The organism is Caballeronia zhejiangensis (assembly GCF_022879815.1).
GTDB lineage: Bacteria > Pseudomonadota > Gammaproteobacteria > Burkholderiales > Burkholderiaceae > Caballeronia > Caballeronia zhejiangensis.
Genome location: NZ_CP084285.1, coordinates 1,063,004 through 1,085,223, shown reverse-complemented (window position 1 = coordinate 1,085,223; position 22,220 = coordinate 1,063,004). Strand labels below are relative to the sequence as shown.

At 62.2% G+C, this 22,220-nt stretch carries 20 protein-coding genes; 10 read left to right on the top strand and 10 right to left on the bottom strand.

The window, feature by feature from the left end; all coding sequences use genetic code 11:
* Positions 1 to 14: 14 nt before the first annotated feature.
* From LDZ23_RS26090 to LDZ23_RS26065, 6 genes are all read right to left on the bottom strand, one after another.
* Complete coding sequence (locus LDZ23_RS26090; protein ID WP_081851824.1) at positions 15 to 1,253, bottom strand: CaiB/BaiF CoA transferase family protein; 1,239 nt, start codon at positions 1,251 to 1,253, stop codon at positions 15 to 17.
* Position 1,254: 1 nt separating this feature from the next.
* Entirely contained in the window at positions 1,255 to 2,064 is an 810-nt protein-coding gene (locus LDZ23_RS26085; RefSeq protein WP_008347833.1) for an enoyl-CoA hydratase/isomerase family protein, read from the bottom strand.
* A 65-nt stretch (positions 2,065 to 2,129) separates the two neighbouring features.
* Positions 2,130 to 3,419 carry an MFS transporter gene (locus tag LDZ23_RS26080; protein WP_008347831.1) on the bottom strand — a complete coding sequence of 430 codons (1,290 nt, stop codon included), beginning with the start codon at positions 3,417 to 3,419 and terminating at the stop codon, positions 2,130 to 2,132.
* Positions 3,420 to 3,672: 253 nt separating this feature from the next.
* On the bottom strand, positions 3,673 to 6,711 hold the full coding sequence (locus LDZ23_RS26075) for an FAD-binding and (Fe-S)-binding domain-containing protein (RefSeq protein WP_008347829.1): 3,039 nt from the start codon (positions 6,709 to 6,711) through the stop codon (positions 3,673 to 3,675).
* Between the two features lie 54 nt (positions 6,712 to 6,765).
* Positions 6,766 to 7,530: a 2-keto-4-pentenoate hydratase gene (locus tag LDZ23_RS26070; protein WP_008347827.1), complete on the bottom strand. Its 765-nt coding sequence runs from the start codon at positions 7,528 to 7,530 to the stop codon at positions 6,766 to 6,768.
* Positions 7,527 to 8,747 (bottom strand): pyridoxal-phosphate-dependent aminotransferase family protein, encoded by a 1,221-nt coding sequence (locus tag LDZ23_RS26065; RefSeq protein ID WP_008347825.1) that lies wholly within the window; start codon positions 8,745 to 8,747, stop codon positions 7,527 to 7,529. Before LDZ23_RS26065 ends, LDZ23_RS26070 begins: the two co-directional genes overlap by 4 nt.
* Positions 8,748 to 8,911: 164 nt before the next feature.
* Between LDZ23_RS26065 and LDZ23_RS26060 the strand changes: the two genes are divergently transcribed.
* Entirely contained in the window at positions 8,912 to 9,667 is a 756-nt protein-coding gene (locus LDZ23_RS26060) for a GntR family transcriptional regulator (protein WP_034470980.1), read from the top strand.
* A gap of 78 nt (positions 9,668 to 9,745) precedes the next feature.
* The gene (locus tag LDZ23_RS26055; RefSeq protein WP_244808264.1) at positions 9,746 to 10,108 is read left to right on the top strand and encodes a hypothetical protein; all 363 of its coding nucleotides are present in this window, start codon (positions 9,746 to 9,748) and stop codon (positions 10,106 to 10,108) included.
* 12 nt (positions 10,109 to 10,120) lie between these two features.
* Here the strand turns inward: LDZ23_RS26055 and LDZ23_RS26050 are convergent, their stop codons facing one another.
* Positions 10,121 to 10,288 carry a hypothetical protein gene (locus tag LDZ23_RS26050; protein ID WP_167561845.1) on the bottom strand — a complete coding sequence of 56 codons (168 nt, stop codon included), beginning with the start codon at positions 10,286 to 10,288 and terminating at the stop codon, positions 10,121 to 10,123.
* A 160-nt stretch (positions 10,289 to 10,448) separates the two neighbouring features.
* On the opposite strand from LDZ23_RS26050, the gene LDZ23_RS26045 reads away from it, so the two are divergent.
* On the top strand, positions 10,449 to 11,372 hold the full coding sequence (locus LDZ23_RS26045; protein WP_008347822.1) for a DNA-3-methyladenine glycosylase family protein: 924 nt from the start codon (positions 10,449 to 10,451) through the stop codon (positions 11,370 to 11,372).
* A gap of 193 nt (positions 11,373 to 11,565) precedes the next feature.
* Positions 11,566 to 13,536: an MFS transporter gene (locus LDZ23_RS26040; RefSeq protein ID WP_008347821.1), complete on the top strand. Its 1,971-nt coding sequence runs from the start codon at positions 11,566 to 11,568 to the stop codon at positions 13,534 to 13,536.
* A 5-nt stretch (positions 13,537 to 13,541) separates the two neighbouring features.
* Here LDZ23_RS26040 and LDZ23_RS26035 read toward each other — a convergent pair whose 3' ends face one another.
* The gene (locus LDZ23_RS26035) at positions 13,542 to 14,651 is read right to left on the bottom strand and encodes a peptidyl-alpha-hydroxyglycine alpha-amidating lyase family protein (RefSeq protein WP_425306904.1); all 1,110 of its coding nucleotides are present in this window, start codon (positions 14,649 to 14,651) and stop codon (positions 13,542 to 13,544) included.
* 145 nt (positions 14,652 to 14,796) lie between these two features.
* Here LDZ23_RS26035 and LDZ23_RS26030 point away from each other — a divergent pair, with 145 nt between their 5' ends.
* Together LDZ23_RS26030 and LDZ23_RS26025 are read left to right on the top strand one after the other, a co-directional pair.
* The gene (locus tag LDZ23_RS26030) at positions 14,797 to 15,222 is read left to right on the top strand and encodes a hypothetical protein (protein ID WP_008347819.1); all 426 of its coding nucleotides are present in this window, start codon (positions 14,797 to 14,799) and stop codon (positions 15,220 to 15,222) included.
* A gap of 63 nt (positions 15,223 to 15,285) precedes the next feature.
* Positions 15,286 to 15,840, top strand: coding sequence for a TetR/AcrR family transcriptional regulator (locus LDZ23_RS26025; RefSeq protein WP_008347818.1), 555 nt, complete (start codon positions 15,286 to 15,288; stop codon positions 15,838 to 15,840).
* 1 nt (position 15,841) lies between these two features.
* Here LDZ23_RS26025 and LDZ23_RS26020 read toward each other — a convergent pair whose 3' ends face one another.
* Positions 15,842 to 16,795 (bottom strand): D-2-hydroxyacid dehydrogenase family protein, encoded by a 954-nt coding sequence (locus tag LDZ23_RS26020; RefSeq protein ID WP_033536257.1) that lies wholly within the window; start codon positions 16,793 to 16,795, stop codon positions 15,842 to 15,844.
* Here LDZ23_RS26020 and LDZ23_RS34885 point away from each other — a divergent pair.
* The 4 genes from LDZ23_RS34885 to LDZ23_RS26005 all read left to right on the top strand — a co-directional run bounded on the left by LDZ23_RS34885 (position 16,794) and on the right by LDZ23_RS26005 (position 21,215).
* The gene (locus LDZ23_RS34885; protein WP_268811657.1) at positions 16,794 to 16,919 is read left to right on the top strand and encodes a hypothetical protein; all 126 of its coding nucleotides are present in this window, start codon (positions 16,794 to 16,796) and stop codon (positions 16,917 to 16,919) included. The two genes, LDZ23_RS26020 and LDZ23_RS34885, sit on opposite strands and share 2 nt — an antisense overlap.
* 210 nt (positions 16,920 to 17,129) lie before the next feature.
* Positions 17,130 to 18,119, top strand: a complete 990-nt coding sequence (locus LDZ23_RS26015) for a hypothetical protein (protein ID WP_008347816.1) — start codon at positions 17,130 to 17,132, stop codon at positions 18,117 to 18,119.
* A 171-nt stretch (positions 18,120 to 18,290) separates the two neighbouring features.
* Positions 18,291 to 19,631 (top strand): TAXI family TRAP transporter solute-binding subunit, encoded by a 1,341-nt coding sequence (locus LDZ23_RS26010; protein ID WP_404989960.1) that lies wholly within the window; start codon positions 18,291 to 18,293, stop codon positions 19,629 to 19,631.
* Positions 19,632 to 19,658: 27 nt separating this feature from the next.
* Entirely contained in the window at positions 19,659 to 21,215 is a 1,557-nt protein-coding gene (locus LDZ23_RS26005) for a phospholipase D family protein (protein WP_034470988.1), read from the top strand.
* Positions 21,216 to 21,221: 6 nt separating this feature from the next.
* Here LDZ23_RS26005 and LDZ23_RS26000 read toward each other — a convergent pair whose 3' ends face one another.
* Complete coding sequence (locus LDZ23_RS26000; RefSeq protein ID WP_244808262.1) at positions 21,222 to 22,199, bottom strand: aldo/keto reductase; 978 nt, start codon at positions 22,197 to 22,199, stop codon at positions 21,222 to 21,224.
* Positions 22,200 to 22,220 lie beyond the last annotated feature (21 nt).

Here is a 22,220-nt window from a genome sequence, read left to right as displayed (position 1 = left end):
CTCGCCCGTCGCTTTCACGCGGGAACCTCCGTTTCCAGAATCGCGCCTTCGTCCTTGAGCGCCTGAATGCGCGCCTCGTCGAAACCGTATTCGTCGAGCACTTCGCCGGTGTGCTGACCGAGCAGCGGCGCGGGACGCGAAGCCTTCGTGCAGCCTTCGGAGAAGTGAATCGGCAACCCGATGCCGCGCATCGGGCCGGCAAGCGGATGCTCCGTTTCGACGATCATCCCGCGCGCCATGGCCTGCTCGTGCGACGACGCTTCCGGCACGCCCAACACCGCGCCGCTCGGCAATCCGATGGCATCGAAGGAAACGAGCCACTCGTCGGTCGTGCGTTCGATGAGACGCGCCGTCAGGATATCGACGAGCGCCTCGCGATGCTTCAGACGTCCCGCGTTGGTCTGGAAGCGCTCGTCCTCAGCGAGTCCTGGAATATTCAACACGCCGACGAGACGCTCGTAGTTGCTCTGATTCGCCGCGCCGATGTTCACCCAGCCGTCCCGCGTGCGAAACGCCTGATACGGCGCGCTCGTGGGGTTGGCCGAGCCGGCTTTAGGCAGGACGGTGCCATCGGCGAAGTAGTTGGCGAAGGCCCAGTACATCTGCTGCAGGCCGGCTTCGAAGAGCGATGTATCGACCATCTGCCCGAGACCGGTCGCCTGCTTGCGCGCATAAGCCGCACTGATGCCGAGCGCCGCGAGGATGCCCGCGTTGATGTCGGTGACGGGCGAGCCCGCCTTGATCGGCGCCTGCCCCGGCTCGCCCGTCATGCTCATCAAACCGCTCAGCCCTTGCGCGATGAGATCGAAGCCGCCCTTGTCGGCCATCGGCCCGCTGCGGCCATAGCCCGATATCGCGCAGTAGATGAGTCCCGGATTCACGGCCTTCAGCGTTTCGTAGCCCATGCCGAGCTTTTCCATCGTGCCACGCCGATAGTTCTCCGTCACGACGTCCGCGCTCGCGAGCATCTTCCTCAGCACTTCCTTGCCGCCCTCGGTCTTGAGATTGAGGGCGATGCCGCGCTTGTTGCGGTTCACGATCATGAACGACGCGGATTCGCCGCTCGCAAGAATGGGTGCGAAACGACGGCAATCGTCGCCGCCGGGGATCTTCTCCACTTTGATGACATCGGCACCCATGTCCGCGAGCATCATCCCGCAGATGGGCCCCGACATGATGTGCGCGAGTTCGATCACGCGCATCCCCGTAAGCGGTCCCGCGCCGGGCGCTACTGTCGATTTCGTGTCTGCCATGTCAACGTCCCTTGAATTGCGGTTTGATCTTGTCGAGGAAGGCCTGATAGCCGATGCGAAAATCCTCAGTGCCGAAGCATGCGAAGCCTTCATCGCGCTCTTCGTCGGTAAGCGGCTGAGGCTCCATCGCGCGGCGCACGAACTGCTTGTGCCAGCGCGCGACGAGCGGTGCGCCGTCCGCGATGCGCCGCGCGGTTTCATACGCGTGCGCCGTCACTTCCCCATCCGCGACGACACGCGTGACGAGTCCTTTTGCAAGCGCTTCCTTTGCATCGAAGATGCGTCCTTCGAGAAGAATCTCGAGCGCGACGGCAGGCCCCGCAAGACGCACGAGCCCTTCCATTTCCGCATGCGCCATCACGAGGCCGAGATTCTTGATGGGGACGCCGAAGCGGCTCGATTCGCCGCAAATGCGCAGATCGGACATCGCCGCGATTTCGAGACCGCCGCCGACGCAGATGCCATGAATCATCGCGACGATAGGATGCCGGCACTCGCGTAATGCATGCAAAGTGCGATGCATGATCGCGCCGTACGTACGCGCCTGTTCGACGTTCGAGCGATCCGTGCGGAACTCCGCGATGTCGTTGCCCGGCGAGAACGCTTTCTCGCCCGCGCCGCGCAGCACGATGCAGCGCAGCGTGTCGTCGCCGGAAAGCGTCTCGATGGTCTCTCCGAGCGAGCGCCACAAGTGCTTGGTCATTGCGTTGAGCTTCTCGGGCCGGTCGATCACGACTGTCGCGATATCGCCGTCACGCTCGATCAGGATGGATGGTTCCGCCACGTCGCCTCCAAGAATTGAATGCTGCATGCTGAATGCTTTATTCGATGCGGTTCAATGCATGCAAAATGCACCGAACCGCCGCGTGCGCCGAGTCAGACGAACTTGCGGGTGTCTGCCGCGTCGCTCTTTTCCTCCTCGACTTCCAGAGCACGGTCCGGGCGCATCATGAACGAAAGGACGATGCCGGCCGCCATCAGGATCATCGACACGGTGAACGGCAGGTTCCAGTTGCCTGTGCGGTCGATCAGCCAGCCGCCCACGACCGGGCTGATGATCGCCGCAAGCGCCGAACCGGAATTCATGATGCCGGCCGCGGTGCCCGAATGCTTGGGCGCGATATCCATGGGCACGGACCACATCGGGCCGATCGTCATTTCGTTGAAGAAGAAGCCGGCCGAGAGGCACACCGCCGCGAGCGTGATGGAGATATTGGAGATCAGCATGATCGGCGCGAGCGAGAGCAGCGTCAGCAGCATGCACACGCCGACCATCACGTTGCGCGCAAGCCGCACGTTGCCGCTCTTTCTCAGGATGCGGTCGGTGAGCGAGCCGCCGAGCCAGTCGCCGAGTACGCCAGCGAAGAACACGCCCGAGGCGAACAGCGCCGATTTGCCGAGCTGCATGTGATAGCTGTGCAGAAAGTATTGCGGAATCCAGCCGAGAAAGAGCCACAGAACCCAGCCATAGCAGAAATACACGGCCGTGACGGGCGCCATGCGGCCGAGCAGCGTGCGCCACGGCACAGGCGTGCGTTGCTTCACACCCGAATACGTCGCGAGCGTCGCGCATTCTGTTTCCGTGATGCGCGGATGATCGCGTGGGTTATCGCGGAAATAGAAGACCCATGCGAGCGCCCAAAGGAAACTGATGACGCCGGTGATGATGAACGCGCCGCGCCAGCTCGTCGCGACCATCAGCCAGACGATGAGCGGCGGCGCCACTGCATTGCCGATGCGTGATGCTGCATGCGTAATGCCTTGTGCAAAACCACGCTGATCGGCGGGCATCCAGTTCGACATTGCGCGCGTCGCGGTCGGAAAGGTCGCGCCCTCACCGAGGCCGAGCAGCACGCGAGCCACGATCAGCGACACGAAGCCGCCCGCGAGACCGGAGAGGACGGTGGCGCCCGCCCAGATGATCGCGCATAGCGTGAGCGTTCGCCGCGGTCCGAACCGGTCGCCGACCCATCCGCCGATGATCTGAAACACGAGATACGGATACGCAAAGGCGGAAAACACGAAACCGACTTGCGTGTGCGAGAGGCCAAGCTCCGCGCCAAACTGGGCCGCCGCCGTGCTGACATTGACCCGGTCGATATAGGTGATGAAATACATCGCGCATAGCAATAGTAGAACGCGCGTCGTGGCTCGACGGAACATCATCGTCTCCTTGTTGGCCGCGTGCGTGCGCGAGCCACCTTCGAATGTCGAAAGGCGCCCGATGTCACGGCATGCGGAACTTCACGTGAATACGTCGGATGAGGACTGCAGCTCGGTATGAGCCTGCCTATTGCGTTCTGCGGCGCAGTTTGCGAATGCGTGGTTTGCGCGGTGATGTCATGGTTCGTCTCCTGATCGCGGCTCGTCGATGTCCGCTTTTTTTGCTTCGGTGAATGAAACGCTTGTCCTGCTCTTTTCAATCCATCGCATCGAGCGCCATGGCGAGAACTCGCGCGACATGAAGCGCCTCACGTTGTGCACCATCCGCGATCTGGTGACGGCAACTCGTGCCGTCCGCCACGATCAGCGCATCGTGTGCGGCGCGAACAGCCGGCAGCAGCGACAACTCCGCCATCGCCTGCGATGCGTCGTAATGTTCCGCTTCATATCCGAAGCTGCCCGCCATGCCGCAGCATGATGATTCGATCGTTCTCACATCGAGCCCCGGAATCCAGCCGAGCACTTTCTCGATGGGACGCACGGCATCGAATGCCTTCTGGTGACAATGTCCGTGCAACAGAGCCTTGGATCGACCGAGCGGTTTGAGCTTCAGTTGCAATCGCCCTTCCGCTTCTTCGCGCACGAGAAATTCCTCGAACAGAAACGACGCTTGCGACAGCTTGCGCGCGGCATCGCCATAGCCGTACCCGAGAAACTCGTCACGCAGCGAGAGCAGACATGAAGGCTCCAGGCCGACGATCATCACGCCGCGCTCGACATAAGGCATGAGTGCGTCGAGCGTGCGGCGTGCTTCGACCTTCGCTTCATCGACGAGACCGGCGGAAAGAAACGTGCGCCCGCAACAGAGCGGCCGCTCGGCCGCCTTCACGTTCAGATGAACCGCATAGCCTGCCGCTTCGAGCACGCGCTTGGCTGCGCGCGCGTTCTCGGGTTCGATGTAGTTGTTGAACGTGTCGACGAAGAGCAGGACTTCCTTAGTTACAGACGCAACCGGTTTGTCCGTGGCATTCGCGAGAAACGGTTTTTCGAAACGTGGAAACGCACGTTGCCGCGCGAGACCGAGTTTCGACTTCAGCCAGCGCGCCACGCCCGGCATGTTCGATTCGAAAACATGCGACAGCGCAGGCATGCGGCTCGCATACGGCGCATAGCGCGGCAGGAACGCAATCAGGCGCTCACGCAATCGAACGCCATGACGCTGCGTCCATGCGGCGCGTGCCTCGATCTTGATGCGCGCCATGTCGACACCGGTCGGGCAATCGCGCTTGCAACCCTTGCACGAGACGCATAGATCGAGCACGTCCTTCACATCCTGACTCGCGAGGCCGTCATCGCCCAATTGTCCCGACAATGCGAGCCGCAACGTGTTCGCACGGCCGCGCGTGAGATGCTGCTCGTCCTTCGTGATGCGATAGCTCGGGCACATCGTGCCTGCATCGAATTTGCGGCAATGGCCGTTGTTGTTGCACATCTCGACCGCTTTCGCGAGCCCGCCGGACAGATCGCCGCCCGATCCCGGCACGCCGTGCTCGCCCGTCAATGGATCGCGGGTGACGTTCCATGCCGACCAGTCGAGACGAGGGGTCAATCCACGCTCGCGATAAGAAGGCGGAAAGCGGAAGTTGCGCGCATCATCCATCTTCGGCGGCGCCACGATGCGATCAGGGCTCAGCCGGTTCTCCGGATCGAAGAGCCGCTTGATCTCGCGAAATGCCTCGTTGATGCGCGGGCCGTATTGCCACGCCACCCATTCGCCGCGGCACAGACCATCGCCGTGCTCACCCGAGAACGCGCCCTTGTATTCGCGCACCATCGCCGCGGCTTCTTCGGCGATCGCGCGCATCTTGATGGCCCCGTCGCGGCGCATGTCGAGAATCGGCCTTACATGCAGCGTGCCGACGCTCGCATGCGCGTACCACGTTCCTTCGGTTCCGTGCTTCCTGAATACATCGGTCAATCGACTGGTGTATTCGGCGAGATGTCCGAGCGGCACCGCGCAGTCTTCGATGAAGGACACCGGCTTGCCATCGCCCTTCATGCTCATCATGATGTTGAGACCGGCCTTGCGCACTTCCCACAGGGCCTTCTGCGGCCCCGCATCGGGCATTTGCACGACCGATCCCGGCAAGCCGAGATCGCTCATCAACGCGACGAGCTGCGCAAGCTTTGCTACTTGCGTATCGCGATCAGCGCCCGCGAACTCGACGAGCAGAATCGCTTCCGGCTCGCCGACCAAAGCCTTCGCGATGACGGGACGAAACGCCGGATTCGACATCGCGAGGTTGATCATCGTGCGATCGACCAACTCGACCGCCACCGGCCCCAGCTTCACGATGTGCTGCGTCATGTCCATCGCATCGTAGAAGCTCGGGAAGTTCACGACGCCGAGCGTTTTGTGCGCGGGCAACGGCGCGAGCGTCAATGTCAGTTGACGGCTGAACGCGAGCGTGCCTTCGGAGCCGACCAGAAGGTTTGCAAGATTCGGCTCGCCGTCGTTGGTGAATGCAAGCGGGCTCTGACAATCGAAGACATCGAGGTTGTAACCCGCGACGCGTCGCAGCACCTTCGGGATGCGTTCGCGCATCTCCTGTTGCTCGCGCATGGCGATGCCCCGCACACCATCGACGAGATCGCGCGTGCGTGCATCGGTCGTCATCGACGACAGCTTGCCGAAGCGCGCTTCGTGACCGTCGGCGAGGATCGCGTCGATCGCGTCGACGTTATGCACCATGATCCCGTATTCCATCGATCGCGAGCCGCACGAGTTGTTGCCCGCCATGCCGCCGATCGTGCATTGCGCGCTCGTCGACACGTCCACCGGAAACCAGAGGCCATGCGGCCTGAGCCACGCATTCAGGTGATCGAGCACGACGCCCGGTTCGACCGTGACCGTGCGCGCGTCCTTGTCGAAGTGAATGATGTTGTTGAGCCACTTCGTCGTGTCAATGACGAGCGCTTCGCCCACTGTCTGCCCGCATTGGCTCGTGCCTGCGCCGCGCGCCAGCACGCTCGCGCGGCTGTCGCGGGCAATCTGCAGCGCAACGCGCAAGTCGTCCTGATCCTTCGGCACGACGACGCCGAGCGGCACGATCTGATAGATCGACGCATCGGTCGCATAGCGTCCGCGCGATGCGCGATCGAACAACACATCGCCTTTCAGCTCGCGCTGCAATCGCGCCTGCAGCGGTGTCGCCGTTGACGCGACCCGCGCACGCGCGGAAGCGGGCATCAGATGAATCGGCTTGACGAGCCGGTCTGTGGGGGAATTGAGCATCGTCGCTGTCGGTGAGTGCCGGAGTGCCTTGCGGTTCCTGGCCTTATGAATGCGTTATGCGAAATGCAATTCGACGGCGGGCAAGCCTTCGATCGCGCCGATGGCCGTGCCGGGCACATCCGGAAACGCGATGCCGGTGTAAGAACCCGCCGTGAGCACGGTCCCGCGTTCGACCGCGAGCCCGCGCGCCACGCTGTGATTGACCGTCCACGCGAGCAGGCGCCGCGGGTCGCCCGCAGGATTCGCCGGAACGCCGTCGAAAAGCGACGCGCCGTCGAACGTGAACGCCATCGCGGGCGATACGAACGGGAACGCCGCGTCGTAAGGCACGCCCTCGCCCACGATCAACGCGCCGTGATTCTGCAAATCGGCGAGTTGCCACGGCTTTTCGACATCGGGCCACGCGGCGAAACGGCTCGCGACCACTTCGATGGCCGCATGCACGGACTCGATCGCAGCGACCACGTCTTCATCGCTATACGGTCCGCTGTTCGGTTCGAAGCGCCGGCCGATCCTGAATGCCACTTCGAGTTCGAGACCGGCCTTGCCGAACGCGAGCATCGAGAGACGCGCACCGGTTTTATGCATGCCATCGGCGGGAAGCGGTGCACCCTGGATCGGCCCGTCGTGCGTCTTCGCGCCGACCTTCCATCCGCCGATGTCTGCGTTCAGCGCGCGCAGCGTCGCGTCCTGCGCCGCGTAGGCATCGTCGGCGTCGGACGGACGTGCGCCCAAGGGCAGCGCGTCGAGCTTCGCCCGATGCGCGCGCGCGTCGACGAGAAGCCGCGCGAGCGCATCGGCGTCGAACGCGGCGCTCATGCGGCCGCCTTCAACGCGGGCTTCGCGACGTGGCTCGTCAGATAGTCCATCGCCGCCGCCACGCCGCTGTCCTTCAACGCGATACCCGAGAGCTTCAGTCCCATCTCGCAACCGGTGAGCGCGGCCATCAGCGTGAGGTCGTTGCAATCGCCGAGGTGACCGATGCGGAACATGCGGCCCTTCGCCTTGCCGAGCCCCGTACCGAGCGACAGATCGAAATGCTCGTAGATGAGCTTGCGCACCGCATCGGCATCGACGCCTTCGGGTGTCATCACGCCCGTCAGCACCGGCGAATACACGGCGGGATCGGCGCATTGAATCTCCAGTCCCCACGCGTTCACCGCCGCGCGGCACGCGGCCGCGAGCCGTTGATGGCGCGCGAACACGTTGTCGAGCCCTTCGCCAAGGATCATGTCGAGCGCTTCCGAGAGGCCGTAGAGCAGGTTCGTGTTCGGCGTGTAAGGCCAGTAGCCTTGCTTGTTCATCTCGATGATGTCGGTCCAATCCCAGAATGCGCGCGGCAACGTGGCGCGCTTCGACGCCTCGCGCGCCTTCTCCGATACCGCATTGAAGCTGATCCCCGGCGGCAGCATCAAACCTTTCTGCGAACCGGAAACGGTCACGTCGACGCCCCATTCATCGTGACGATAGTCAGCCGATGCCAAACCCGAGATCGTGTCCACCATCAACAGCGCGGGATGCTTCGCGGCGTCGATCGCGCGTCGCACGGCGGCGATATCCGACGTCACGCCCGTCGACGTTTCGTTATGGACGACACAGACGGCCTTGATAGCGTGATTCGTGTCGTCACGCAGACGCTTCTCGATCATGTCGGCCTGTACGCCGCGCCGCCAGCCTTCGATGCCGGGCAGACCGAGAAACTCCGGCTTCAGCCCGAGGCTCTCGGCCATCTTCTTCCATAGCGTTGCGAAGTGGCCCGTCTCATACATCAGCACCGTGTCGCCGGAACTGAGCGTGTTGCAAAGCGCCGCTTCCCATGCGCCCGTGCCCGATGCCGGATAGATCACCACCGGTTGGCTCGTCTTGAAGATCTTCTTGATGCCATCGAGCACCTTGAGACCCAGCGCGCCGAACTCCGGCCCGCGGTGATCGATCGTCGGATAGCTCATCGCGCGCAGGATGCGATCGGGCACAGGGCTCGGCCCCGGGATCTGCAGGAAGTGACGGCCAGCAGGATGGAAATCGAGCTTCAACATGGGTCCGCGTCCTTGTAAATGTAATTTTGCATGCAAAATACAATAACGCAGCGACAACCGCAGGTAAAGGAATACATAGACCGAACGGCCTAGGGATAACCCGCTGGCGGTTTTTTCCGCTGGCACTGCGTTAAAATTGCCGCAAATAGATTGCGAGGTATTGAATGCAAAATCCCGATTTACCAGACGTGCACGTTTCGTCCTCGCTTCCGAAGTTAGAGCGCCTGCGTCTGCACGACACCGTCGTCGATCACTTGCGCGGCTTCATCGTCGAAGGCTTGCTTGCTCCCGGCGTCAAGCTCAACGAGCGCAAGCTGTGTGAGACGCTCGGCATTTCGCGCACGCCGCTGCGCGAGGCGTTGAAGGTGCTCGCGGCCGAAGGGCTGATCGAGATTTCGCCGAACCGGGGGGCGTCGGTATCGCAGATGAGCGAGTTCGAAATTCGCGAGATGTTCGAATTGATGAGCGGGCTGGAGGCGTTCTCAGGCGAACTCGCGTGCGAGCGCATCACGCCGCTGGAGATCGCCGAGATCAAGGCGCTGCATTACGCGATGCTCGCGTGCCGCGCGCAGAACGATCTCTCCGGCTACTACAGCCGCAACCAGGCCATCCACGACAAGATCAACGAAGCGGCGCGCAATACGGCCTTGCGTCAGACTTACGTATCGATCAACCGGCGTCTCATGGCATTGCGCTTTCGTTCGAATTTCCAGACACCGAAGTGGGACAGCGCGATTCGCGATCACGAAGAAATGATCGAAGCGCTCGAAACGCGCGATGGCCGACGCATGGGCGAGATCCTGCGCAAGCATTTGCTCTCCAAGCGCGATGCGGTGCTCGCGGAGCGCACGTTGACGACGGTGAAGCCGGCGCCATCGAGAAAGCGCTCAACGGCCAAGCCGACGCCGGACGGGCGGTAGCGAATAGAACGGTCGCGTGATTTCGCGGAAGGTAAGGTATGGCGCGAAGGGCGTCAGAGCCTACCATCGGGGAAAACGATGACCAAGATTCGAGGGGCATGCATCGCACTCGGCGCGGCGTTCGTCATCACGGGCGTTACTTTCTATCACTCGACGGACTTCGACACTGCCCAAGCGGGAATGGACCGCGAGACCGTCGACTGTCTAACACGCGGACTCACGCGTGACGAGAAAGTCCGCATCGCCCGACTCACCACGGCGCACGACCGCGAAGGGCTTGATGTGATCTACGGCGATGTGCTCGCGCGCTGCGTCGTGCGCTCCGATCAGTGGGAGCGTCGCCCGCAACTGCTCACGAGCGCGCGCCAGATTCTTTCCCACGATCCCGAATTCAGACAGATGCTCAACGCGAGCACGATGGAACTGGCGACGCGCCGCTGATCGGCGCATCGATCACGCCGTCAGTCCGCTACCCGAGCCGATTTGGACTTCGGCGCGCGTGTTCGCGGCATGGGCGCTCAGCACGGCGATCTCACGCTGCGTGAAGTGCGTGACCGGCGCGATGGCCGCGAGCGCAGCGGTGATGACGATGGCGACGATGCTGATCGAGATGGCGTTCATGTTCGGCTCCTTCGGTTGGCTGAGATGGACTAGCTGCTGTCGATGTGAGGCATTGTCGTCGCCGAGGGTTAGCGAAGAATGAGCTTGGCGCCGCGACGGGCATCCGGTTCGCCGGAGTAACATTCGCATTCATTCGACCATCGCGCATTCGGCATTCAAAATGCATTCGACCATCAGCACATCGACCGCCACGCTCGAGCTGCCCTTCAAGCGGCCTTTCGACTGGACGCGGATGCTGAAATTTATCGGCGGTCGCGCGTCGGCGGGCGTCGAGTCGGTCGAGGACGGCGTGTATCGGCGCGCGATCGAATGGCAAGGCGCCGAGGGCACCGTCGAAGTCCGGCCGCATGAACGCAGGCATCGGCTCGTCGTGAATGTCGAGGGTGCGGTGGCGCAGCACGCCGGCGACCTCGCCGCGCCGCTCGCGCGCATGTTCGATCTGCACGCCGATCCGCACGAAATCGCTCGCTGTCTCGCCGGCGATCCGGTGCTCGCGCCGCTCGTCGAAGCCGCGCCCGGCCTGCGCGTGCCGGGTGCGTGGTCCGGCTTCGAACTTGTGGTGCGGACCATCGTCGGGCAGCAGGTGAGCGTCAAAGGCGCGTCGACGATCATGAACCGCATCGTGCAGCGCGCGGGCAAAAAGATCGAAGGCCATCCGCATGAGGGCACCGCGTGGCGCTTTCCGACGCCCGCCGAACTCGCCGCAGCGGATCTGGAGAAGATCGGCATGCCGACCAAGCGCATCGAGACCGTGCAGCGTTTCGCGCACGCGGTCGCAACCGGCGCGCTTCCTCTCGATGAACCCGGCGCCGATCCCGAACGCGTGAAACGCGACATGCTCGCCATGCCAGGCATCGGGCCGTGGACCGTCGGCTATGTCGCGATGCGTGCGCTGCGCGATCCCGACGCCTGGCCCGAAGCCGATCTCGTCCTGATGCAGGCGATCGCGCGCCGCGACCCATCGCTTGTGAAGCCCGCCCAGCAGCGCGCGCGTACCGAACGCTGGCGGCCCTGGAGAGCGTATGCGGCGATGCATCTGTGGAACGGCGTGGCAATGGAAACAGGACTTGCACACGGCGGCTGAACTCTCGGGCATGCAATCGACCGCTGTTGCATCCTGCATTCGGCATCACGCATGCAAAGTGCAAACACGGCGCCGATCATTTCGCACTATTGTCTAAAAAATGAACTAATCTGCTTCGAGCGGCCGGGCCGCTGCCGAAGCCGCAAAGCCGTGTACGTGAAAAGCGCTGACGAACCGTCATCGGGAGACGCTCATGGACGCATCATCGCAAACGACGCCCGCGCCCGAACTGCCGACAGCGCCGCGCGTGCAGAAGATCGTCGTCGCGATACACGGCATCGGCAATCAGTTGCACAGTGACACGGTGCGCTCGGTCGCGAGCCAGTTCGGCGCGCGTTATGACCCGCCGCTTCCCGTGATGCCACTCGGCTACTTCGATATCGCGGGCGTCGGCGAAGTCGACGTGCGCCAGCTCGATCTGCCGCCGGGCGGTCCCTATACCGCGGAGCAACGCGACTTCTATTCGGCGCTCGGTTTCGCGGAAGTGTATTGGGCCGACATTCCGCGCGAAGTCGTGAAGCAGGACGACACGCTCGAAGAGAGCAAGGCGTGGGGACTGTCGATCGTGAGTCGCGCGCAAGCGACCTACATGCTCAACGTCGATGAACGCAAGCTCGAACCCGCGGACTTTTCGCTCGCGTCGGGCGTCGTCGAAGAGATCGTCGAAACGGTGGCCGTCATGCAAAGCCTGCTCGCGGTGACGGAGAAAGCCGGCATTTTCAAGTTCGATCTCGCGCCGATGCTGCGCGATTATGTCGGCGACGTGCAGCTCGTCGCGGATTTCAGGCAGCATCGAGAGACCATCGTCTTTCGCTTTCATCGTGTGATGGAGCGGCTTGTCGCGCTCGCCACCGCGCGTTGTCAGTGTGCGCCCGAGGTGTATATCGTCGCGCATAGCGAAGGGACCGTGATCAGTTTTCTCGGCATCCTGCAGGCGCTATCGAGACCGACCGTCATCGACCCGAAGGACGGCAAGCAGATCATCGGTACTGACTGGGTGCAGAGTCTGCGTGGCTTCATGACCATCGGCTCGCCGATCGACAAGCACATCCTTTTATGGCCGAAGCTATGGGAAGGCATGGCGCTAAGGAGCGAACGCAAGGGCGATGCCGTCACGCAGATCGAGCGTCCAGGCGGCCCGATCACGCTGCCTTCACGCATCAGGTGGCGCAACTATTATGACTTCGGCGATCCCGTCGGCTTCGCACTCGATACGGCGCGCGCCTATCTCGGTCGTCATGGTTGTCTCGCATTCGAATTCGAGCCGGTGCATGACATTGGCTTTTCGCGCTACTGGCTGCCGGGGAAAGCGCACACCGATTACTGGACCGACGGCGATGTCTTCGGCCACTTCATCGAGAACGTCGTGCTCGACCGAAGCACCGCGAAAACCCCTCAAAACAGGCATTTTCGCGGCATCGTGAGCACGGCAATTCCTTATCTTCTGAGCTTCGCGCTGCATCTGCTCGCGGTGTTCTTCATCTATAAAGCTGTCACCGCAACTTCCGATTCGGGCGCGGGCGGCACGAGCACCGCGCCCGAATTCATCTATCTCACGCGCTCGGTGTTCGCGCTCGCCTGCCTTTTGATGGGAACGACGGTTGCCGCACGCCTTCCGCGTCTCGTCAAGGCGCGAGGCACAAATCGCACGGCCGCATGGCTGCGTTGGCGCATCGTCGCGCTACTGTCGTTCGTCGCAGGTGCGCTGATCTTCTGGTTCGTGCTGTTGAGCGGCGTGGCGGCTTTTCTCGCGAGCCCGTTCGCCGATATCCTGCATCGCGATAGCGCCGATCCTGTCGTCGGCAAGGCGGTCTTCGTACTTGCGGGCCTCGTCTGCGCAATAAGCGGCTGGCTCGCGCCGCGCAAACCGCACTGGGGACGGCGTATTCTCGTCGCGCTCGGCACGCTGATGATGGTGCTGATCGTGGGCGTCAGACTATGGGGCGATCTCGCGGGCAAACCCTTGTGGCCCGTCGTGCTTGGTGGCGCTTTCTTTCTCTATGCGTGGTGGCTCGCGATCCTGATCTTCGATCTCGCATTCGTGTGGCATCGCTATGTGCGCAATTCCGTCGCGCTCGATACGTTGCGCGCGTGGCGCGAAGATCGATGCGACGCGCAGCCCAAGCCCATTATGTCGATGCGATCCAAGCCCTCGAAGCAGTGATGCGATCACCCATGCAGTAGGAGCTTCTGCACGCGCCAATTGAGCAACTCCGCGACGAACAAAGTGCCTCCTGAAGGACACGCCATTTCATGAATCCATCCGAACTGCTTCAATTGCTTGCCGGATCGTCCGAGTACGCCGAGCAATCTTCCGTCGAGCGATAACTTGTAAATCCGGCCGGGAAACGCATCGGCGGAATACAGCACTTGATTCGGCCCCGGCGAAATGCAAATGGCCCAAGGTGAACCCGGCGCAAATGTTCCCGCTGCTATCGCCGCTTCGTCGGGCATGTTGCCGATAGCCGGACGCGCATCGGGCGGCACGGGTACATCGATCGTGAATTGCCGCTGAAAATTGCCTTCGTCGTCGAATACCTGAATGCGCCGGTTGCTTCGATCGGCGACATAGACAAGCCCGTTTCTATCGACAGCAATGCTATGCGGCGTATGGAATTGCCCCGGCTCCTTCCCGCGCTCGCCCCACGACTTGAGCCAGTTGCCGTCCTTGTCGACCTTCGCGACGCGCGAGTTGATGTATCCGTCGCTGATATAGGTATTTCCCGATGCGTCCCACGCGACGTCGGTGACTTGCCGGAAACGCCCCGGCTCCGAAGGCAGCGGCGGATTCGGATGCTTGAGCGGCGCAGTCTCTTCGTCCGACGCTTCCTGCTTGCGACCGAACACCATCGCGACGCGGCCTTCAGGCGTGAACTTGATGATCATGTCCGAGCCCTTGTCCGTTACCCAGACATTGTCTTGCCGATCCACTTTCACAGTATGGGCGAACGACCAGGCATAAAGGTTATGGCCGATTTCGCGCACGAAGCGTCCATTGCGATCGAATTCGAGCAGTTGCGCGGCGGCGGCGCCATAAGCGGGACCCGTGCTATTGCCGCGGGATAACACGAAGATATGCCCGGCCGAATTCAACGCCACGCCGGAGCATTCGCCGAAGTACATATCGCGAGGCAGGCGTACAGGGTCGGGGACGGAATCGTAGGCGATGGACGGTACGTCGTTATCGGCGTATGCGAGATGCGGAAAGAGCGCGAGCGCGGCGGCGCTTTGACCCGCGAGCGCAAGAAAGCGGCGGCGGCTTGCGGCGTTCGGCGCCATGTCGCAACATGGGCAATAGATCGAATGTCGAAGACTCACTGTTACTCTCCTCTTGTTCGATTCGCGATGCGAGAGGAAGTGTAGTGCATGAACTGCATTATTCACACGCGAAGTTATCAATAGCTTTCAACATGAAAAGGGCGTTATGACTGAATCCTTGCAATATCAAGTTCGAATCCGTCTCGCGCCCGAGTATGCGATGCTGGCGCGTCGAGATCCGGCAAACGAAAAGCTCGCGGCGATCAATGCGCTGCTGATCGAACACGACGCTCAATTGAAATGCCAGTACGACGCCTTCGTGGATTACGTCGCGCAGGCCGAAAGGGATGGCATCGAGCACTATCCGCTTTATCGGTGGACACGCGAAACCATCGAAAACCCGGCTAAAAAAGCGAAATATCTCGAAGCGTTCACGCTCTACGTGAATGGCGACGAAGTCTATGACAAGGCACTCGCCGATGCGCTCGAAGCCGATCTTCGATCGCTCGCGAGCGCTGCGATCACCGATATCCGCAAGTTCGACACGAACCCCGCGCATAATCCGCAACCACCGTCGTATGACAATTCATAAGGTTGACGCCGTGCATCGCCCGCGCTAAGGTTTGGTAATTCAACCAAACGTGGATCGCGCCCTGTGCAGGATCGTCGACAGACCATACTCGAAGCCGCCCTTGCCACTCTGCGCGAAGAAGGTTATTCGGGCTTCACGCAACCGCGCGTCGCTGCACGCGCGGGTCTGCGCCAGAGTCATCTGACTTATTATTTCCCCACGCGCCTCGCGTTGATCGAAGCTGTCGCGCGTACGGCCATCGATGGCCAGCTCGCCGCCGTCGATGCCTTCGCGGGCGAAGCATCGCCCAAGATCACAGCTGCATCGATCGCCAACGTCGCGATGCGCCACGAAAACACGCGCGTATTGATGGCGCTCGCGCAAGCCGCCGACGAAGAGCCAACCATTCGCAGCCTCTTTCGCGAGCTCGCGGAAGGCGTCGCGGTACGCATCACGCGCATGCTCGAAGCAATGGGTCTCGCCGTCACGAAAGAACATGTGTCGATGGTGCATGCGCTTGTCGTCGGGCTTGCGGTCATCGATCTCGCGATGGGCCGCGCGGATGGCAAGCGCCGCGCGAGCGCCGCTATCGAAACGTTGTTCTCGCTTCTGCCATCCGACAAATCGGGCGCGTCGTGATTCAACCCTGACGCGCATCGAGCCATTCGACGATATTGCGCACCGTATCGCCATAAAACGTGCGATACAACTCTTCCGCCACATAGCCGATATGCGGCGTCGCGAGCACGTTCGGCAGTGAACGCAGCACGTCGTTCGCAGCGAGCGGCTCTTCATCGTAGACGTCGATTGCCGCGCCCGCGAGCTTGCCCGACTTCAACGCATCGACGAGCGCGGCGCTATCGACGATCGGTCCGCGCGACGTGTTGACGATGCGGCTCGTCGGCTTCATCTGCGCAAATTCCCGTGCACCGACGAGATGTTGCGTGCGCTCGCTGAGGCGAACATGAATCGAGAGCACGTCGGAGGTCTTGAAGAGCGTGTCTTTGTCCACTAGTTGCACGCCCTTTTCTTCCGCGCGCTCACGTGTGAGGTTCTGGCTCCACGCGACCACGTTCATGCGAAACGCGCGGCCGATCACGCCGACGGCCGACCCCACGCGACCGAGACCCAGCAAGCCGAGTGTCTTGCCCGCGAGTTCGGTGCCGAGCGCAATCTGCCAGCCGCCCTCCTTGAGCGAGCGATTCTCGGCGGGAATGTTGCGCATCATCGAGAGAATGAGCGCCCACGTGAATTCGATCGTCGGTGTGGACGTATAGCCCGTATGCCGCACTTCGACGCCGCGTTCGGATGCGGCATCGAGATCGATCGATGCATTCGCCGCGCCCGTCGATGCAATCAGCTTAAGGTTAGGCAGGCTCTCGATGATGTCGCGCGAGAACGGCGTGCGTTCGCGCATCGCGCAGACAACATCGAAGGGGCGCAGACGTTCGAGCAACGCGCCGCGCTCCGCGATGTGATCGTTGAACACGGTAATTTCAGCGCGAGCCTCGAGCGGCGACCAGTCGGCCATCGAGAGCGCGATGTTCTGATAATCGTCGAGAACGGCGACTTTGATCGGAGTAGATGTGGCCATGATGATTTCGATTGTTATGACGATTAAGCCGGACGGCAGCAGCAAGTGTGACGCAATGCGCGAAATCGTGTTGCGCGCGCACTTCGCAAAGTTATTGGAAATGCTGCAAAAGCCCGTGCCATAAGGCATAGCACGATGCCATCAGCCATGACATGGCGTGAAATAAGTTACCGCGGGACTTCGCAAGACCGTTTCTCTATAGTCACTTCCGTCGCCACTCGAAACGCAACGTGGCCTAAGGAACCGAGAAGGACATCCCGTGAAAAACAGATCGACTTTCGCTTCAAACGCCCACGTTGCGTTCGCCTCCGACGCGCCCTCAAGCAAGCGCCGCGTGCGCAAGTTGCTCGTCGTCGCGGCGGCCGCCGCGCTTACGCTGTGCAGCAGCTCCGCCTTCGCGGGCTGGGCTCGTGGCGGCACGGCCTACACCGGTCGCGGCGAATATCAGGGCGCGCACGTCGGCTCGTGCGGCGGCGGCAGTTGCTCGCATGCGGGCGGCGTCGAGAATCCATGGGGCCGCGTCGGCACCAACTCCGGAACCGTTACGCGTACCGCGCCGGGCCAGTTCTCCAACTCCGGCACCGCATACGGCCCGAACGGCCGCTCGGTGCAACATGCGGGCGACACGAGCTGCGCGGGCGGCAGTTGCTCGCACACCGGCAGCGCGACCGGCCCGAACGGCAAGAGCGCCACCGGCAGCGATACCGTGACGCGTACTGCGCCCGGCCAATACTCGTCATCGGGATCGGTGACGGGACCGAACGGCAACACGTCGACGCACTCAGCATCGACGAATTGCGCGGGCTACACCTGCAATCGCTCGGGCACGGTCAACACGGCCAACGGCGGCACCGTCACGCATTCAGGCAGCGCGACGAGCGTCGCGCCGGGCGTGGTCACGACGTCGGGCACCGCGACGGTCTCGAACGGGTCGCATAGCACGACGGTAGTCGGCGGCGGCACGGTGACGTCGAGCACGACGGTGGTCGCGACGGCGCCGGTCGTCACCGGAACGACCGTCGTCGCTGCGCCCGTGATCGTGCCGCCGCCCCCGCCGCCTGCGACGACCGTGGTGTTCGCACCGCCCCCCGCTTCGTCGACGGTCGTCGTCACACCGCCTCCGCCGCCGCCCGCCAAGACGGTGGTCGTCGCTCCGCCGCCGGCCAAGACCGTGTACGTCGCGCCCGCGCCGGCTCCGGTCAGGACGGTGTATGTCGCGCCGCCCCCGCCGCCCGCGAAGACCGTCTACGTGGTCCCGCATCGCGCGGTCCTGATTCCGGGCCACTGGGTCGGCAGGTACTGGATTCCCGCACACTGGGCTTGATCGAGGATCGATTGAAAGCGAAGGCCGGCCGCATGCGAGCCGGCCTTGTCGTTTTGACCGCGCCGCGCGTTACACTGCGAAGCAACGCCGCTTCCGACATAGGCACGACATGCTCGATGTCTTTCCAGTCACGCAAGCAGTCACGAACGCACGCTCATGACGAGGCATCGCATGAAACGCCCGCATCTGCCTCGCGATCATGCGAAAGGCGTCCTGCATGACATTACATGGACGGTCGGTCCTGTCTTGCTGGTCATTGCGATCGTCGTCGCGCTCGTCTACTGGCTCGTCGATCCGGCGCCGCCCAAAGCCATCACGATGAGCGCGGGTCAACCCGACAGCTCGTTCTACGTCATCTCGCAGGAATACGCGAAACTGCTCGCGCGTAACGGCATCACGCTGAAGGTGCTGCCTTCGGATGGCTCCGTGCAAAATCTCGAACGCTTGCTCGATCCGAAGCAGCACGTCGACCTCGCGCTCGTGCAAGGCGGGATCGCGACGAAGGAACAGGCATCGCAACTGATGTCGCTCGGCAGCGTGTCGTATGTGCCGCTTGTCGTGTTCTATCGAGGCAAGGGTCTCACCCTCCTCTCGCAACTGGAAGGCAAGCGCATCGCGATAGGCCGCGAAGGCAGCGGCACGCGCACGCTGTCGCTCAAGCTGCTGGAAGCGAACGGCATCTATCCTGGCGGCGACACGCAGCTTCTTCCGAGCGACGGCCTGCAAGCCGCGACGCAACTCGTCAGCAACGAGGCCGACGCAGTGTTTCTCTCCGGCGATTCCGCAACGCGCGGCCTGATGTTGCGCCTCTTGCGCGTGCCCGGCATCTCGGTGATGGACTTCAAGGAATCGGGCGCCTATACGCGTCTTTTTCCCTATCTCGACGATATCGAATTGCCGCCCGGTGTGCTCGATCTCGGCCGCCGCATCCCGCCAGAGACCGTGCATCTGATCAGCCCCACGGTCGAACTCGTCGCGCGGCCAAGCCTGCATCCGGCGCTATCGGACTTGCTCATCGAAGCCGCGCAGGAAGTGCACGGCTCTGCCGGTCTGCTGCAACGCGCGGGGCAATTTCCGAGTCCCGTCGCGCATGAGTATCCGATCAGCGAAGACGCGAGCCGCTATTACCGCTCGGGCAAGAGCTTCCTCTATCGCACGCTGCCGTTCTGGCTCGCGAATATCGCGGACCGCGCCCTTGTGCTGTTGCTCCCGGTCGCCGTGCTCATCTTTCCTGCGCTGCGGCTCGTGCCCGCGCTGTATCGCTGGCGCGTGCGCTCGCGCATCTATCGCTACTACGGTGCGCTGATCGCGGTGGAACGCGGCGCGATGCGCGTCACCAGCGAAGACGAACGGCGGGCGCTCGTCATCGAACTCGATTACATCGAGGAATCGCTCGATACGCTCAAGCTGCCGCTCGCCTACGCCGATGCACTCTATGTGCTGCGCGAGCATGTCAGCTTCGTGCGCGCGCGTTTGAACGAAAATTCGCGGAAGGAAAAGAACATGGCATAGTACGGACTCCGTAATTGAGGTCACGCAATGAAACTTCGCACTTGGATCGCCTTTGCTTTGACACTGTTGATGAGCGCATGCGCGAGCCTTCCGCCGCAGACGGCACGCGTGCAAACGCATGCACTGGCCGACACCGCGAACACGCGCCTCGGCACGACCTTCGCAGCGAGCGAAGCGGCGCATCCTGGCGACAATGCGTTTCATTTGCTAGCGAACGGCATGGACGCGCTCATCGCGCGCGTGATTCTGAGTGAAGCCGCGGAGCGCACGCTCGACCTCCAGTACTACATCTGGCACGACGATCTGACTGGCCGCGAAATGGCCGCATCGATCATGCGCGCCGCCGATCGCGGCGTGCGCGTGCGCCTCCTGCTCGACGACCTCGGCACCAATGCGGACGATCAGTTCCTGCTCGCGCTCGCTTCGCATCCGAACGTGCAGGTGCGGCTTTTCAATCCCGTATCGAATCGCACGTTCAAGAAGCTAGGCTCCGCGATCGAGTTCTTTCGCGTGAATCGGCGGATGCACAACAAGGCGCTCATCGCCGATAACCAGGCCGCGATTCTCGGCGGACGCAATATCGGCGACGAATACTTCGGCGCGTCGAGCACGGTCGCGTTCGGCGATCTCGATGTGCTCGTGCATGGCCCCGTCGTGCGCGACGTATCGAGCGCATTCGACCTGTACTGGAACTCGGATGCAGCCTATCCGATCGATAACCTGATGCGACGTCACGCCGACCCCGGCGCGCTCGCCGGTTATCGCCAGAAGCTCGACACGTATTTGTTGTCGGAACAGAGTTCGCCCTATGTCGCGCAAGTTCGCGAGCGTTACACCAAAGTTATCGAGGCGCACGACACGGCTTTTTCGTGGGGCAAGGCCACGCTTCTGTATGACGATCCCGCAAAGATCACGCGCGCGCCCGGCGACAGCGAAGGCCATCTGATGTCGCAATTCAAGGCGTTGGATTTCGAACCCGCGCGGGAAATGCTGATCGTGTCGCCATACTTCGTCCCGCGCAAGGAAGGCGTGCGATGGCTGCAATCGATGACATCGCGTGGCGTGCGTGTCACCGTGCTCACGAATTCTCTCGCCGCCACCGATGTCGCCGCGGTGCATGCGGGCTATCAGCGCTATCGAAAGGATATGCTCGAAGCCGGCGTGAGGCTATATGAGCTGAAGCCCGTTGCATCGAGCGACGCCGACAAGACCGCGAAGAAAACGACATTCGGATCGTCGAAGGCGTCGCTTCATGCGAAGACATATGTGTTTGATCGCAAGCGCATCTTCATCGGCTCGATGAATCTCGATCCGCGTTCCGTTGAGTTGAACACGGAAATCGGCGTCTATTGCGAAAGCGCGGATGCGGCCGAGTATGTGACTGACGGCATCGGCACGAACATCGATCGCATTGCGTGGCGCGTCGAATTGCACGATGACGGCAACGGCAGCAAACGCATGGTGTGGATCGACACCGACGCAAACGGCAACACGACCGAACTCGATAGCGAGCCGGACGTGTCTGCGCTCAAACGCGCAGGGATCTGGATGCTCGGGATCTTGCCGATCGAATCGCAGTTATGAGTCGCGTCATTTGAAACCGGACACGGCATGCGGCACATACGGTGCTTCGAGTTGCGCGATCTCGTCCGCCGTGAGATTCAGCGATAAGGCCGCGACCGCATCGCTCACATGTCCCGGTTTCGATGCACCGATGATCGGCGCGCTCACTGGCGCCTTCTGCGCAACCCACGCGAGCGCCACTTGCGCACGCGGCACGCCGCGTGCCTTCGCGACTGCAGCCACGGCTTCGACGACCGCGCGATCGGCATCGTCGGTGCGATACAGCGTGCTGCCGAAGGTATCCGATTCCTGACGCGCGCTCGTCGCGTCCCATTCGCGCGTGAGACGGCCGCGCGCAAGCGGACTCCAGGGCAACACGCCGATGCCCTGATCCCTGCAAAGCGGCATCATCTCGCGTTCTTCCTCGCGATACAGCAGATTCAAATGATTCTGCATCGTTCTGAACTCGGTCCATCCGTTCGCGCGAGAGGTATAGAGCGCTTTGCTGAACTGCCACGCATACATCGACGATGCGCCGATATAACGCGCCTTGCCCGCCTTCACGACATCATGTAGTGCTTCGAGCGTTTCCTCAATCGGCGTCGTGTAATCCCATCGATGAATCTGATAGAGATCGACGTAATCGGTCCCGAGCCGCTTCAGGCTGTTATCGATTTCGTTGAAGATCGCCTTGCGCGAGAGCCCCGCGCCATTCGGACCGGGACGCATGCGATTGAATACCTTCGTCGCGATGACGATGTCGTCGCGCTTCGTGAAATCGCGCAGCGCACGTCCGACGATTTCCTCCGACGTGCCGTCCGAGTAAGTATTGGCCGTGTCGAAGAAATTGATGCCCGCGTCCAATGCTTCCTTGATGAGCGGACGGCTCTTTTCCTCATCGAGCGTCCAGGGATGCGTGCCACGATCGGGCGCGCCGTAGGTCATGCAACCAAGACAGAGCCGCGACACCTCGAGACCGGTCGCGCCCAGTTTCACGTATTCCATCGTGCGAATCTCCTTGCAAAG

Excerpts from the sequence above, each read along its gene's own strand:
- LDZ23_RS26060 (WP_034470980.1), top strand. The coding sequence starts at position 8,912 with ATGCAAAATCCCGATTTACCAGACGTGCACGTTTCGTCCTCGCTTCCG.
- LDZ23_RS26080 (WP_008347831.1), bottom strand. The coding sequence starts at position 3,419 with ATGATGTTCCGTCGAGCCACGACGCGCGTTCTACTATTGCTATGCGCG.
- LDZ23_RS26050 (WP_167561845.1), bottom strand. The coding sequence starts at position 10,288 with ATGAACGCCATCTCGATCAGCATCGTCGCCATCGTCATCACCGCTGCG.
- LDZ23_RS26045 (WP_008347822.1), top strand. The coding sequence starts at position 10,449 with ATGCATTCGACCATCAGCACATCGACCGCCACGCTCGAGCTGCCCTTC.
- LDZ23_RS26000 (WP_244808262.1), bottom strand. The coding sequence starts at position 22,199 with ATGGAATACGTGAAACTGGGCGCGACCGGTCTCGAGGTGTCGCGGCTC.
- LDZ23_RS26065 (WP_008347825.1), bottom strand. The coding sequence starts at position 8,747 with ATGTTGAAGCTCGATTTCCATCCTGCTGGCCGTCACTTCCTGCAGATC.
- LDZ23_RS26030 (WP_008347819.1), top strand. The coding sequence starts at position 14,797 with ATGACTGAATCCTTGCAATATCAAGTTCGAATCCGTCTCGCGCCCGAG.
- LDZ23_RS26090 (WP_081851824.1), bottom strand. The coding sequence starts at position 1,253 with ATGGCAGACACGAAATCGACAGTAGCGCCCGGCGCGGGACCGCTTACG.
- LDZ23_RS26085 (WP_008347833.1), bottom strand. The coding sequence starts at position 2,064 with ATGCAGCATTCAATTCTTGGAGGCGACGTGGCGGAACCATCCATCCTG.
- LDZ23_RS26055 (WP_244808264.1), top strand. The coding sequence starts at position 9,746 with ATGACCAAGATTCGAGGGGCATGCATCGCACTCGGCGCGGCGTTCGTC.
- LDZ23_RS26075 (WP_008347829.1), bottom strand. The coding sequence starts at position 6,711 with ATGCTCAATTCCCCCACAGACCGGCTCGTCAAGCCGATTCATCTGATG.
- LDZ23_RS26020 (WP_033536257.1), bottom strand. The coding sequence starts at position 16,795 with ATGGCCACATCTACTCCGATCAAAGTCGCCGTTCTCGACGATTATCAG.
- LDZ23_RS26035 (WP_425306904.1), bottom strand. The coding sequence starts at position 14,651 with ATGGCGCCGAACGCCGCAAGCCGCCGCCGCTTTCTTGCGCTCGCGGGT.
- LDZ23_RS34885 (WP_268811657.1), top strand. The coding sequence starts at position 16,794 with ATGATGATTTCGATTGTTATGACGATTAAGCCGGACGGCAGCAGCAAG.
- LDZ23_RS26005 (WP_034470988.1), top strand. The coding sequence starts at position 19,659 with ATGAAACTTCGCACTTGGATCGCCTTTGCTTTGACACTGTTGATGAGC.
- LDZ23_RS26070 (WP_008347827.1), bottom strand. The coding sequence starts at position 7,530 with ATGAGCGCCGCGTTCGACGCCGATGCGCTCGCGCGGCTTCTCGTCGAC.
- LDZ23_RS26040 (WP_008347821.1), top strand. The coding sequence starts at position 11,566 with ATGGACGCATCATCGCAAACGACGCCCGCGCCCGAACTGCCGACAGCG.
- LDZ23_RS26010 (WP_404989960.1), top strand. The coding sequence starts at position 18,291 with ATGAAACGCCCGCATCTGCCTCGCGATCATGCGAAAGGCGTCCTGCAT.